The organism is Myxococcales bacterium, assembly GCA_016720545.1.
GTDB lineage: Bacteria > Myxococcota_A > Polyangia > Polyangiales > Polyangiaceae > JAAFHV01.
This window is the reverse complement of record JADKKK010000028.1, coordinates 1-12356: the sequence shown is the minus strand read 5'-3', so window position 1 is coordinate 12356 and position 12356 is coordinate 1. Positions and strand designations below refer to the sequence as shown.

At 72.2% G+C, this 12356-nt stretch carries 15 protein-coding genes; 14 read left to right on the top strand and 1 reads right to left on the bottom strand.

Annotated features, from left to right (window positions below):
- The 9 genes from IPQ09_26325 to IPQ09_26285 all read left to right on the top strand — a co-directional run.
- Positions 1-478, top strand: a 478-nt coding sequence (locus IPQ09_26325; GenBank protein ID MBL0197669.1) for a hypothetical protein, incomplete at its 5' end; no start/stop codon positions are given.
- A 6-nt stretch (positions 479-484) separates the two neighbouring features.
- Positions 485-1756, top strand: coding sequence for a hypothetical protein (locus IPQ09_26320; GenBank protein ID MBL0197668.1), 1272 nt, complete (start codon positions 485-487; stop codon positions 1754-1756).
- A 43-nt stretch (positions 1757-1799) separates the two neighbouring features.
- Positions 1800-2312 carry a hypothetical protein gene (locus IPQ09_26315; GenBank protein MBL0197667.1) on the top strand — a complete coding sequence of 171 codons (513 nt, stop codon included), beginning with the start codon at positions 1800-1802 and terminating at the stop codon, positions 2310-2312.
- Positions 2313-2530: 218 nt separating this feature from the next.
- A complete protein-coding gene (locus IPQ09_26310; GenBank protein ID MBL0197666.1) occupies positions 2531-2800 on the top strand; it encodes a hypothetical protein in 270 nt (89 codons plus the stop codon).
- On the top strand, positions 2797-3027 hold the full coding sequence (locus tag IPQ09_26305) for a hypothetical protein (protein ID MBL0197665.1): 231 nt from the start codon (positions 2797-2799) through the stop codon (positions 3025-3027). Before IPQ09_26310 ends, IPQ09_26305 begins: the two co-directional genes overlap by 4 nt.
- Positions 3020-4339 (top strand): hypothetical protein, encoded by a 1320-nt coding sequence (locus tag IPQ09_26300; protein ID MBL0197664.1) that lies wholly within the window; start codon positions 3020-3022, stop codon positions 4337-4339. The genes IPQ09_26305 and IPQ09_26300 overlap by 8 nt, the downstream gene beginning before the upstream one ends.
- Positions 4336-5019 (top strand): hypothetical protein, encoded by a 684-nt coding sequence (locus IPQ09_26295; protein ID MBL0197663.1) that lies wholly within the window; start codon positions 4336-4338, stop codon positions 5017-5019. Before IPQ09_26300 ends, IPQ09_26295 begins: the two co-directional genes overlap by 4 nt.
- On the top strand, positions 5016-5894 hold the full coding sequence (locus IPQ09_26290) for a hypothetical protein (GenBank protein MBL0197662.1): 879 nt from the start codon (positions 5016-5018) through the stop codon (positions 5892-5894). Before IPQ09_26295 ends, IPQ09_26290 begins: the two co-directional genes overlap by 4 nt.
- A 3-nt stretch (positions 5895-5897) precedes the next feature.
- Positions 5898-8564: a hypothetical protein gene (locus IPQ09_26285; protein MBL0197661.1), complete on the top strand. Its 2667-nt coding sequence runs from the start codon at positions 5898-5900 to the stop codon at positions 8562-8564.
- A gap of 62 nt (positions 8565-8626) precedes the next feature.
- On the opposite strand, the gene IPQ09_26280 is transcribed toward IPQ09_26285, so the two are convergent.
- The gene (locus IPQ09_26280) at positions 8627-8836 is read right to left on the bottom strand and encodes a hypothetical protein (protein ID MBL0197660.1); all 210 of its coding nucleotides are present in this window, start codon (positions 8834-8836) and stop codon (positions 8627-8629) included.
- A 47-nt stretch (positions 8837-8883) separates the two neighbouring features.
- Here IPQ09_26280 and IPQ09_26275 point away from each other — a divergent pair, with 47 nt between their 5' ends.
- The 5 genes from IPQ09_26275 to IPQ09_26255 all read left to right on the top strand — a co-directional run bounded on the left by IPQ09_26275 (position 8884) and on the right by IPQ09_26255 (position 12245).
- Positions 8884-9186, top strand: coding sequence for a hypothetical protein (locus IPQ09_26275; protein ID MBL0197659.1), 303 nt, complete (start codon positions 8884-8886; stop codon positions 9184-9186).
- Between the two features lie 6 nt (positions 9187-9192).
- Positions 9193-9867, top strand: coding sequence for a hypothetical protein (locus tag IPQ09_26270; protein ID MBL0197658.1), 675 nt, complete (start codon positions 9193-9195; stop codon positions 9865-9867).
- A 3-nt stretch (positions 9868-9870) separates the two neighbouring features.
- The gene (locus tag IPQ09_26265; GenBank protein ID MBL0197657.1) at positions 9871-10917 is read left to right on the top strand and encodes a hypothetical protein; all 1047 of its coding nucleotides are present in this window, start codon (positions 9871-9873) and stop codon (positions 10915-10917) included.
- Between the two features lie 81 nt (positions 10918-10998).
- Positions 10999-11361 (top strand): hypothetical protein, encoded by a 363-nt coding sequence (locus IPQ09_26260; GenBank protein MBL0197656.1) that lies wholly within the window; start codon positions 10999-11001, stop codon positions 11359-11361.
- Positions 11358-12245, top strand: a complete 888-nt coding sequence (locus IPQ09_26255) for a hypothetical protein (protein ID MBL0197655.1) — start codon at positions 11358-11360, stop codon at positions 12243-12245. The genes IPQ09_26260 and IPQ09_26255 overlap by 4 nt, the downstream gene beginning before the upstream one ends.
- The last annotated feature ends 111 nt before the right edge of the window (positions 12246-12356 follow it).

Below are 12356 nucleotides of genomic sequence, written 5' to 3'. Positions count from 1 at the left end.
TCGCATCTCCGCGCAGGCCCGCGCCATCGCCGCGGAGCTCGACCGCGCGTACACCATGCGCCTCACCCTCGACACCGAGGACGCGCAGCACCTCGTGTGGCTCGACGGCGGCACGACGCAGGGGCAGCCCGCGCGCCCCGTGCTGCGACTCACCGGGCGGGCGAGGGAAGCCGCGACACAGGCCATCGTCGCGAAGCTCGGCGACTCGCTGCGCGCCAGCAAGACCCTTGGGATGCTCCCGGCGCTCGTCGTCGGCGGGTACGCCATCCGCGCCGTCTACATCGACCGCCTCCGAGAAGAGCGGCGCGGACCTCACACTGCGCCCGCTGTCCCCCGGCTACCTCGCGTCGAAGCGCCGCCGGGGCCTCGACCTCCGTATCGGCGTCGCTCGCGGCAACCTGCTCCGCGGGATGCGCCGCGCGCTCGTCGTCATCTCCCGCGTCAAGTGACCCCCTTCGCCGCGCCCTGCGGCACCTGAGATTCCATGAGCCAGACGAACATTCTCGGAGGAGAACGCGCCACCTATGTGGGCGAGGAAACGACCTTCGGCACCATCCCATCGGGCAGCTTCCCGAACGCCATGGTTCGCGTGATGGCGACGGGCGAGTTCGTCGTGGGTGGGCTCTCGCAGGAGATGCTCGACGTCGCCGATGAGCGCGTGCGCCGCGACGACAACCCGACGAAGGTCCATGGGCTCAAGATCGCGTCGAAGCTCGACCCACTCAAGGTGCACCTCAAGGCCGTCCCCACTGCGAGCCAGCTCGACGCTGGCGGCGCTCTCGGGTCGCTGACCTCGCGCATCCTCTGCCGCCACGCCTTCGGTGCGGAGCACGCCGCGGTCGGTACCACGATCAGCGGCACCACCAGCACGACCACGCTCCTCCGCGTGACCGACGCCGCGGTGCTCAAGAAGGGGACCTTCATCGCGGTGCAGGTCGGGACGGAGATGGAGTGGGCGCGGGTCGACGACATCGACACGAGCGCCACTCCCGACGAGGTGACCATCTCCCCCGCGCTCTCCGCCGCGCCGACCACGGCGGGCACGATCGTCCGCAACCTCTACAACTACACGCGCGCCGAGACGAACAGCCGCACCCTCACGGTGCAGCAGGCGTTCGTCGGCGACTCCACCGCGCAGCACACCGCCAACGGCTGCTACGGCTCGCTCACCTTCGACATCCCTGAGGTCGGCAAGCTCCCGACTATGACCCTCGGCGCGACGGTCAGCGACTACGCCCTCGGCGCGCAGACCCTCAGCGTCGCCGCGGCCTCCGACGAGATGGGCGCTGCCTTCGCGTGGGCACCGTCCGTGTACCTCTCGACCTCCCTCGCGCGGGCGGCGCGCCTGGTCAACGAGGGGATCACCATCGAGCAGGTCGAGGCCGTCGAGCTCGTGCGCGACCCGGGCGCGGCGTCGACCATCAACAGCGTCGTGCGGACCGGCGGTCGCCCCGTAGCCTGCAAGGCGAACGTCAAGGTGCGCTTCGACTCGGCCTACGACACGGCCTTCGCAGCCGACACGGCCTATCGCTTCGTGGTGGTGCAGAAGATCGGCACCGGCACGACGTGCACGTTCCACATCTGGGAGATGCCCGTCGCCCGCATCGTCGCGTCGCCGAAGCGCGTGAAGATCGGCGAGAGGCTGCACATGGAGCTGATGCTCGAAGGCTACCCCGACACGCCCACGGTCGACGACGGCGAGACGGGCGAAGACCTCGACCGCGTGAAATCATGTCTACGGTATGCACACGGATAGACCACCCGCCGCACCCTGCGGCCCCGCCTCGGAGTCCCCTCGCATGAACCCCAGCACCCCCCTCGACGTCGCCCTGGTGGGCGTCACCCCCGGCGCATCCAACTGCGACCCGGCGATCAACCTCAACGCGCCCAACGCGGCGGCGCTGCTGTCGGCTTACGAGCGCTCCCGCTCCGAGGCCGACCGCCGCGCGCTCCCGCTGGTGCGCGATGGGCGGCTGATGCTCTTCCGACTCCAGCCCCTCACCGCGGCCGGCGTCCGCATGGTGATGGAAGCGACGGGCATCCGCCGACTCCAGAACGCCGTCCTCGTCGCGTGCCATGAGGTCACCGACGCGAAGGGCGTCACGCACAAGGCCTCCGACCACGGGGGGCTACAGACCCTCGGCAAGCTCTCGGTCGCCTCCGACGAGTGGCTCGACTTCATCACGATGGAGCTCGGCCTCGGCGGTAAGGCGATCAGTGAACTCGGGAGCGTCATCGTGCTGCGCGCGGAGGCGGGGCCGTCGGCCGTCGCCCCTTTCGCCTTGCCGCTTGGGCTGATGCTGCCGCGCTGAGGTCGACGCGCTCGCAGTGCGGGTGCGCCCGGCTGCGAGAGATCGACCGCTGCCCCCCTCCGTCGAGCGGCAACCGCGCCGAGGACGAAGCGACGCGGGCGAGTCTCGTCGCCCACGCCGAGGAGTACCAGCGCCGGTGGGGCTGTCCCGCGGCGGGGCACACGCCACCCGCGACGCTCGACGGCGACCTTGCCAGCGAGGCGCGCCACGTCGCCCGCGTGACCGGGACGCCCGTCGCTTCGACGTGCCCCCTCGCGTGCGTGGAGCGGGCCTCCCCGTGGCTCCTCGAGGTGACGCAGGCCGTGGCGCTCGCGAGCGACTGGCACGTCCCCCTCGACACCACCCTCGGCCGCGACCTCACCGCCGCCGACCTCACCGCGCTCTCGGCGCTCAAGTCCGCGCAGGGCGGCGCGATGGCCTCCGACCGCGAGATCGACCGCCAGGAGCGCGAGGCCGAAGCCGCCGCGCGCAAGCAACGCACCCCATGAGCACCACCCCCGACGCCCCCCGCCTCGCGCTGATCGCGCTCGACCTCACCGCGGGCGACGCCGAGGCCGTCGAGGCGCTGCTGACGCGGCTGGCGCAGGTCACGCGCCACCGCCTGCACACGGACTGCGGCGCAGCGGTGGGTGCTGTGCAGCATGTCGTCGTCGAGGGCGTGACCGTGGCCGACTACTTCGCGGCGATGGCGTCGCTCAAGGCTCGCGATGAATGACGGCATCGACATCCCGGTCCACACCCCCGGCGCACCGGCTGCGGCGTCCGCTTTGGAGCGCGTGGCCGAAGCCTCCGACCGCATCGGCACGTCGGCCGAGCGGAGCGCGGTCGGCACGGCGCGGCTCTCGCAGACCTTCGACGCGCTCGGGCGCGCGGCCAACACCTTCAACGAGATTCACACCAGCCTCTCCGCGCTCGCCGGAATGGTCGACTCGGCGGTCAACCGCGTGTCGGCGCTCGCCTCCGAGGAGCAGGCGCTCCAGGAGATGAGCGCGCGGCTCGGGCTCGACTTCGACCGCGCGGGCTCGGCTGCGGGGCGCTTCGCCGATGAGACGGTGGCGATGGGCGTAGCGGGTCGCGCTGCGGCGTCCGACATCCGGCTGACGCAGACGGAGCTCGACGCCGTGATGCGGCTCTCCGGGGCCAAGGCGCGGGAGCTCGGGACCACCGTCCAGGGCGCCGCCGAGATGCTCACGGACGCGCTCGTGCGTGGCCGCGAGGGCGGCTTACAGCGCTTCGGGCAAGGGCTCTCCGAGCTCGCGGGCGAGGGGCACACGGTGCAAGAGCGCCTCGCGGGCGTCGTCGCCGAAGCGAGCCGCACCGCAGCCGCGACGGACAGCGCCGCCGATGCCGTCGAGCGCTACAAGGATTCGCTGGAAGACGCACAGCGCACGGCGGCGACGGCCTTCGTGACGGAGCTCGCGCGCATCCAGGCGTTCTCGTCGGCCACCCGCGGAGCGACCTCCGACGCTGACGAGCTCAAGGTGAAGATGCAGGCCGTCGGACAGACCGCGGCCTACATCCTGACGCAGGTCGGCAACGTCGCGCAGGTCGTCGCCGGCGTGATCGGCGTCGCCATGGCCCCGCTACTCACCGGCCTCGACGTCGCAGCCGCGGGCATCGCGGCCCTGTCGAGCGATGGACCCGCCGCAGCCGCCCGGGCGATGGCAGCCGCCGCGCAGGAAGGCCGCGCCTCGCAGGCGCTCCGCTTCGCAGGCGATGGGCTGCGGGGCTTCCGTGACGCCTACAACGCCAGCAACACCGAGCGCACGACCGCAGCCCCTGAAGCCGCGGCTGCGACCGCTGGGGGCGGCACCGGGCGCGGGAGCGATATGACCTTCGGCGCTGACGAGGCCACGCAGATCCTCGGGCGCAACCGCGCCGCGGTGGCTCGCGCGGGGAGACGATGTTTCAGCAGACCGACGAGACGCGTCGCACTTCGGCGCTCGCGCTCGCGGAGAAGGAGCGCGCCGAGGGGCTGCGCTACCTCGAGGAGCAACACCGCCTCGCCGCCTCGACCGCCGCGGTGATCGCAGCCGACGTGGCTCGCGTGCGTGCGGAGCAGACCGCCGCCAACGACAACGCGCGCGGCAAGGGCGCCGAGCAGTCGCGACTCAACCGGCTTGCGGAGGAGCGCTCCAACAGCAGCCGCATCCGCAGCTTCTTCGCAGAGCAAGCGAACGCGGCCGTCGACCTCCGCAAGACCGTCGAGGACGCATACGGCGCCATGACGGGCGCGGCGGGCGCGCACTTCGAGGCGCTGGTGACGGGGCAGGAGACCGCGGGTGCCGCGCTCCAGGGCTTCGTCCACGACACCCTTGCGGCGTGGGCGAAGATCGCCGCACAGCAGGCCATCTTCGAGCTCGGCAAGGGCTTCGCAGCGCTCTTCCTCAACCCCGCGGAAGCCGCGGCGCACTTCGGCGCAGCGGCGCTCTACGGCGTCGCAGCGGCGGCTACGGGCGGGCTCGCGGCTGCGACTGCACCGGCTGCGGCGAGTGGGAGCGGACGGGCGTCGGGCGGCGAGAGCCAGCGCGCGGCGGACGTGAGTCCGAGGCGAAGCGACGGCGGCGGAGGGGGAGGGATGACCATCGTGCAGAACTACTACGCGCCCACGTTCGGCGGGCGCGAGGGGACGGAGGCGGAGATCGGCGTGCGGCTCGACCGCTTCGACGACGCAGCCCGCGCGCGGTTGCAGCGGAGGGCCGCATGACGCTCGCCTCGCACGCCTTCGCGCCGGAGTTCACGCACACGAGCGCGGGCGCTGGGCCCGACGTGGTGCTCACGTTCTCCGCGGGCACGACGCCGGTCAACGTCACGCTCGCGACGGGCCCCTACCGGATGTGCCTCGCGCCCGCGGCAACGGACTACCTCCGCGCCCTGGAGTCGGCCATCAACACCGCGATCACGGGCGCGAGCCACGTCGACTCCAACATCGCCGTCACCCTCTCCGCCGCGGGCGTCGTGACGGTGACCGTGGTCGACGAAGAGGACAGCGAGCTCGTGACGCTCACCCTGTCGGCCGCGATCGCCGCGCGACTCGGTCTGCCCACGCTCATCGACACGGGCGGTGTGACGTGGGCCTTCGTCGGCACACGCCCCGTCTGGCACCTCGCGCTCCTCTCCGCAGCGACCGGCCCCTACTGGCAGCCGATGCAGGCGGGCGGCGCAGAGCAGACGACGGGCGGGCGGGTGTACGCGATCGCCTCGACGCTGACCTCATGGCAGCGCTCGCTCAAGGTCCACTTTCAGCCCACCACCCCGACCCTGCGCGCGGCGCACAACTGCGACGCAACCGCGATGTACCCCGCCGAGGAGTACATGAGCGCCCTCGGGTCGACGTCCACGGCGCGGGAGTGGAGCGTGCTCGATGTGCTGTACAGCGCCCGCAATGCGCTGTGCGGGTACACGTCGACGTGGGGCACCGCGCGCACGACCACGAGCGAGCGCATCTGGCGCGTGTACATCGGGCCGGAGGCGCTGCTCTCGACGCGAACGGAGCTGCTCAAAGCGGAGTGGCTGGCCTACTGCGAATGGGACCTGGGCCTCGTCGCGCCATCGGCCACGCCAACCGAGACGAGGGCCTGACGCATGACCACCGCCCGCATCGACTGGCCGACCGCGCTCGCTCCCGGGGCGCGCATCGTCCCCGTGATCCTCGTGGCAGGCGTGCCCCGCGTGCTGACGCCTGCGGGCGTGCGGCCGACCACCGTGAGCGTCACCAGCGGCACCGTGGATGCGCTGTGGTGGCCGGGCACGGGGACGCTCACGGAGACGCTCCCCGACGCGTCGACCTTCGACCCGGTGGCCGACCTGCTCGACCCGCGCGAGGTCTTCGAGGTGTTCGAGCGCGCCTCGCTCCTCAAGGGGGACGTGCGCGTCGAGGCGCTCACCTTCTCCCTGCTCGACACGGACGGCGCTGCCACTGCGCTGCTCAGCGTGAGGGAGGGCCGCACGACACAACTCCTCGCGTCGGACATCGGCGCGGCGGACACGTCCATCCCACTCGGCGCGACCACCGGCTTTCCGACGACCGGCATCGCCGCCATCGGGCGCGAGACCATCACATACGGCGGCATCGGCGGCGGCTCGCTCACCAGCGCCACGCGCGGCAAGTACGGCTCGTCAGCGCGCTCCCACAGCGCCCCGACGGAACACCCGCCGCTGGTGTCCGCAGGCGGGCCGCGGCACTGGCAGTCTCGGCTCGCGACCCTGTGGCTGTGCGTGCTCTCGGCGGACGGCACGACGCTGACCGATCCGACACTCTTCTACGCGGGCACGGTCGGGGCGGGCGTACAGCTTACGGGCAACCTCTCGCGATGGAGCGTGCCGCTCGACCATGTGACCGAGAGCTTGAGCCGCAAGCTCGACACCGCGCCGATCGACCTCTACGGCTTCGGCCACTACTCGACTGCCCCTGAGGCCCACCCGCTGCGCGTCGGGTACTCCGCCGCGGGGTTCTACGCGGGCGACTCCCTCACGCTCCAGTGGACCGGCGCGAGTGACAACGGGGGCTGGCACCCCGACCTCGCGAGCTTCGTGCGCGCGGCCGATGCGGTCTACTCCGCCGGCACGTCGGGCTCGGGTCGCGTCCAGGTGGACAGCGAGGGCAAGATGGTGGTGCGCCAACAGGGCTCGACCGCCTCGCCGCGCTGGTTCTCCGCCTCCGCCGCATGGGACACCGCCGAGGTGCGCGACCAGCGTGTCGACGACGACAACACCCCGGCCGCATGGGTGTCCGCTGCCCGCGCGCCTGAGGCGTGCTTTCGCCTGCATGGGTGGGTCAAGATCCCCTCGGCGGTGGACTTCGCCCGCATCCCCTCGACGCTCCAATGGACGTACACCACCACGGATGGGGTGCTCGGCGCGGCTCAGCTCTCGCTCATCACAGAGACGCGCGGCGGGGAGGTGGTTGCGACCATCCTCGAGCGCGACGCCACGGGCCAGCGCGTGCGCGTACTGCCCACGACCGCGCGCGACCCGCTGTGCGTGCGCCGCACGTCGGCGAAACTCGGCGTGGTCGCACGCGGCTCGTCTGTCGTCGCGGCCCTGCGAGCGGGCGCGCTCGGCATCGACGCCCTCACGGGGCAGGACCTCTACCAGAGCGCCGTCGATTGGGATGATCTCGAGCGCGCGTTCTCGGGCGTCGCCACGGGCGGCCTTCCTCCGGCCCGGGAGTACCGTTTCACCGCCGACGCCGACAGCTTCCTCGCGCTCCTGATCGATGAGATGCGCCTCCGCGGGATGTGCCTCGCCATGCGCTACGGCCGCATCACGGGCGTTCGCCTCTCCTCACTCGCCGACACGGAGAGCACCGTCGCGACGATCGGGGAGAGCGACCTGCTCACCGCCGATGGGAAGGAGCTGCCCGTCGAAGTAATCGACTCGACGGAGCCGCTCGCTACCAGCGTGGTGTTCACCATCCCGCATTACGACGGGCGCGAGCGCAAGGTCTCCATCGTCGACACGACGTTTCAAGGCGAGTTCGGCGACGGTGCGGCGGTCGAGTGCAAGGCGCTCATGGGCGTCCCGGTGTCCGTCGTCATCGACGTGACCAGCGTCATCTCCTCGCTCTACGCCGTCGCGCAACAGGTCCTCGGGCCGCTCGCAGAACCCTCCCGCGCGATCCGCCTCCCGCTGACGCCTGCGCTGATGGGGCTCCAGCCGGGGCAGCTCGTCACCTTCACGCACTCCCGTATCCCCTCGTGGACCGGCACCCGGGGGATCACCGCCGCCGTCTGCCAGGTGCAGGAGGTCCATCGCGAGCTCATGGGCGGACGCTTCCGCGCCACGGCTACGATCCGTCTCCAGTCGTCAGTCAGCGCAGGCTACTGCCCCGAGGTGCTGATCGCGGCAGGTGGGCTCAACGCGGCGTCGCCCATCGTCACCCTCGACGCCACCACGGGCTGGGGGGCGCAGTGCCACGCGCAGGATCGGGACGCAGCGGGCGACCTCTCGACGGACCCGTCGCAGGGCTTCGCGGTCGGCGACAAGGTGGTGCTGAGCGTCGTCGGCGACCGCACGCCGATCAGCGACGAGCCGTTCACCATCGTCACCGTCACCGCCTCGACCATCACCCTCGACGGCAACCCGAGCGCGGGCATGACCGCCGCGGCTGCGGGGCAGTACGGCGTCACGCTGCGGTGGGCCGACTACGACACCGCCACGACGCGGCAACACACGGGGTTCGCGTGGGTCGCCGACCCCGCCGGGACGCTCGGCGCTGGGAGCGACGGCGGGAAGCGGTGGGCGGCGTAGCCCTCTCGACACCCAACACCCGCGCGCTGTACTCTCCCCGCAGCGCCACGGGTGCGCCCGGGCTAGCGCGCGTCGACCGGACCCGCGTCCACCTCGTCGCCGACGATCACCGGCGCCGCCATGCTGCATCGGTCGCGACAGGAGATGCACGACCGCCCGCACGGGCAGCCGGTGCGGCACTCCGGCCCGGACGGGCCGCCGCCCCCCCCGCACGCGGCGAGCCCTACCCCGCCAGCCCACAGCAGCAGCACCGCCCACGCGACACGTCCCATAGGCCCGACGCTACCTGACCTCCGCTGCCTCGCGCTACCCTCCCCGGATGCGCTACGCCCTCGCCGCCCTGATCGCCCTCGGATGCTCCCCCGCTGCCGTCGACCCCCCGCGCCCCGCCGACGCTGGCGACGTGCCCGACGTGGCGCCCGCTGTGGACGTCGGTAGCGACACGGGCGCGGACGCTGGCGACGGCGGAGAGGGTAGCCGGTGCGTCGACCCGCGGCGCGGTGTGGGCATGGTCTGCGCCGGGGCCTGCGACTTCCTGAGCTGCGGCACCTGCGGCAACGTGTGCCCGCGGTTCTATTCGTGCTGTCAGGGCAGCCCCGACCGCTGCTGCATCACCCCATAGAACTCAATGCCCACGAACATCAAAGCGCTCGACCGATGGCTGCACCTCCCCGCAGCCGGGGGCGCCAACGACCGGCTGCGCGCCGACCAGCCGTTGTCGTCGGGCACGATGCAGATCCTCGCGAGCAACGCGTACCTCGGCTGCTACGAGAACGAGCTTCGCACCCTGTGGGAATGCCCGGGTGGAACAGACATCGCGGGTACGCTGGGCTACGGCACGTCGGCTGGCGCGGGGACGGACATCTACCAGTTCGATTGGGACGCGGACCCCTTCTCCAGCTCCACCGTCCGGAGCTGGTTCTGCGGTCTCCACCGCATCCGCACGATGCCCGATGGCCGCTGGCCCACCATCGTCCTCGCCGCCCTCGCGATGAACGGGGGCGCGAGCACGACCGGCATCATCCTCTGTGGTCGCCCCGCCGTGGGTCGACCGCAGCCGGGTGACCTCTACGGCACGGGCTCGACGACGAGCGGCACCCTCGCCAGCGTCTCCGCGAGCCTCACCATCACCGAAGGCCACGTCGGGTCGCGCATCGTCGCGCCGATCGACGAAGCCGCCGCTGCGGGCACACCGCCCGCGGAGATGGGGCGTGAGACCGTGATCGCGCTGTACGTCGGCGTCTACACGTCGGGCTCCGGCAAGGCCACCGTGCGGCGGCTCTCGCTCTACATGACCCGCTGACCCATGACCATCACCCCTCGACGGCTGAACGCACCTGCGGTGTGGTCGCAGCCTCGCGCCTCGCTCCGCACCGCGCAGGCGTCGCACGCCTTCGACACGGCCGACCTCGCCAACGACGCGGCGGGCGGTCGCGTCGGGCAACGCGCGACGATCCTCCGCAACACCGGCGGCACGTTCCATTGCTTCTGGCACCCGTCGACCACGGCGCGCTTCCTCGAGGTCGCGGTCACCGTCGCGCCCAAGGGGACGTGGGTGCCGCCCGATGGGGTGACCGTCAACCTCAGCGTGACCGATGGCGCGGCCACGGTGACCGCCTCCACGGCGATCCCATCGGTGTTCCGCAGCGCCGCCATCACGCACCCGCCCGGGCTCGACGCCTCCCGCGCATCGAGCTCCAACCGCATCATCGGCCATCTCGACCGGACCGCGCTCGACGCGACGCTGAACGCGACGCTCCCGTGGCGGCTCACCTTCGCGCTCGTGTGCACGGGCAGCGCGACGGCGTGCGTCGAAGCCGTCGAGGTCGCGGAGGTGGCGCGCTTCGCGCTCGACTCGACGGAGACCTACGGGGACATCCCGAGCACCTACCTCCCGCGGGGGCTCATCACCGACGCGCTCTCGCGCACTGGCGCCACGTTGGAAGCGGCCTACGACTGGAACCGGCGCACCTATCACGCGCTCTCGCTGGAAGAGGGCACCCCCGATGCGGTGACCGCCGCGGCGTGGGCTGCGATCCCCGGGAGCCAGACGGTCACAGGCACCACCGCAGCCGCCTGGAAGGTGCGCCCGCGTCGCATCCTCAGCACGCCCGCGATCCTCTTCGGCGTGCGCTACAAGACCAGCGGCGCGACCGCGGGGGACGTCCGCATCACCACCAGCGTGGGGACGTACACGCTCGCGCTCCCGGGCACCTCGGGCGCGTGGGCCGACGTCCTCACGGGCGCGGGCTTCCTCGCCGACGCGGCCACGGACACGATCACCTGGGAGGCGCAGGTCGGCGCGGGGACGCTGTCCATCGCCTCGTATTGGGTCGTGGACGCGCCCACCTGACCGCCCCCGTAGCTCTCCCCCTCCGCTGCCTCCCTCGCCTCGCTGTCCCCCGTCGCCGCCTCGCGCGGCAGAGCATCGCCCATGACCGTCATCGTCACTGCGGGAGCATCCGCCCGCGCCGTCACGTCCGCCGCCGAGGTGGACCTTCTCGGCGTCAACGTCTCGGGAACCACCACCTACTCCGCCAACGGGGTCGCGCTTGCGGGCGCATCCCGATGGAGCCTCGTCGTCAGCACCACCCAGGACGTCACCGTGCGCGTCTACAAGAAGGCGGGCGTCAACGTGGGCCTCACGCTCCTGTCGACCCTCACCACGGTCGTCACCAGCGCCGCGCCGCTCACGCTCGAGTTCGCCGACGAGGCCAACGCCACGATGCGCGTCACGGCGCAGGCGAGCGCCACCACGGCGGCGGTCAACTGCGACTTCCGGGCGGTGTCGCCGTGAGCTACGTCAAGAACGGAACGCCGATCGGCGGCACCGCCCTCCCCACCGCCTCCGGCGCGGGCCAGGTCCCCGTCTCCACGGGCGCGGGCTCGGCGTACACCGCGACCTCCGCGGGCGACGTCGTAGACGCTGCGATCGCGTCTGTCGTCGGCGCCGTGGCAGGACAGGCGATCGTCGGCGACGGCCTCGGTGGCGTCACCGAGACCAGCGCCGACGTGAGCGCGGTGCTCGCTGCGGCGAATGCGGCGGCGGCGCGGTCGGCGATCTCCGCGCTCGGCATCACGCGCGCCGTCTACGACTTCTCCTCGGGCACCGGCTGGACCGCCGACAACGGCACCGTGCCCGGCGCCTCCGCGGCGGTCACCGGGGGCGTCGCGCGGCTGATCCTGCCCGCGACGGGGGGCACGTATCGGCACGGCCCCTCGAACTATGCCGGTCCTTCGCTCACGCGCGACCTCGGCACGCCCGCAGCGACGCTCGATGTCGCGGTGCGGGTCGTGTCGCTGCCCGCATCAGGGACGAGTCAGCTCTTCCTGGAGATCTCCGAGAGCGCCACCGCAGGCACGCGCATCGCCGCGATGCTCGCGCAGAGCGGCGTCACCTACTGCTACCGCCAGGACGTCAACACCTACGACGCTGGCCCCACCATCTCGATCACCACGGACACGTGGATCAGGATTCGCGCGGAGTACGGCACCGTACAGGCGTTCCACGGCGCGGGGACGGCAGGCGCGCTGCCCACGTCGTGGACGTCGATCGCCGCTGCGACGACGCGAAAGGTCGCGTGGCGGTACATCGCGCTCGGGCTCGTGCACGCCGGGTCGGGCGTCACGGTGGACGCCGACGACCTGACGATCGCCGCGCAGGAGCTCGTGTCGCTGTGACCCCCACGCCACCCAGCGGCACCCCCGCGCTCATCGCCGATCAGCTTCACCGCGACGACGGCCAGGACGCGGACCTACGTCGCCGCGCTCGCCCCGGGATGGCGCGATGAC

Bases quoted from the DNA above. Each gene is read 5' to 3' on its own strand.
- IPQ09_26320 (MBL0197668.1), top strand. From the start codon at position 485: ATGAGCCAGACGAACATTCTCGGAGGAGAACGCGCCACCTATGTGGGC.
- IPQ09_26315 (MBL0197667.1), top strand. From the start codon at position 1,800: ATGAACCCCAGCACCCCCCTCGACGTCGCCCTGGTGGGCGTCACCCCC.
- IPQ09_26305 (MBL0197665.1), top strand. From the start codon at position 2,797: ATGAGCACCACCCCCGACGCCCCCCGCCTCGCGCTGATCGCGCTCGAC.
- IPQ09_26300 (MBL0197664.1), top strand. From the start codon at position 3,020: ATGAATGACGGCATCGACATCCCGGTCCACACCCCCGGCGCACCGGCT.
- IPQ09_26290 (MBL0197662.1), top strand. From the start codon at position 5,016: ATGACGCTCGCCTCGCACGCCTTCGCGCCGGAGTTCACGCACACGAGC.
- IPQ09_26285 (MBL0197661.1), top strand. From the start codon at position 5,898: ATGACCACCGCCCGCATCGACTGGCCGACCGCGCTCGCTCCCGGGGCG.
- IPQ09_26280 (MBL0197660.1), bottom strand. From the start codon at position 8,836: ATGGGACGTGTCGCGTGGGCGGTGCTGCTGCTGTGGGCTGGCGGGGTA.
- IPQ09_26275 (MBL0197659.1), top strand. From the start codon at position 8,884: ATGCGCTACGCCCTCGCCGCCCTGATCGCCCTCGGATGCTCCCCCGCT.
- IPQ09_26270 (MBL0197658.1), top strand. From the start codon at position 9,193: ATGCCCACGAACATCAAAGCGCTCGACCGATGGCTGCACCTCCCCGCA.
- IPQ09_26265 (MBL0197657.1), top strand. From the start codon at position 9,871: ATGACCATCACCCCTCGACGGCTGAACGCACCTGCGGTGTGGTCGCAG.
- IPQ09_26260 (MBL0197656.1), top strand. From the start codon at position 10,999: ATGACCGTCATCGTCACTGCGGGAGCATCCGCCCGCGCCGTCACGTCC.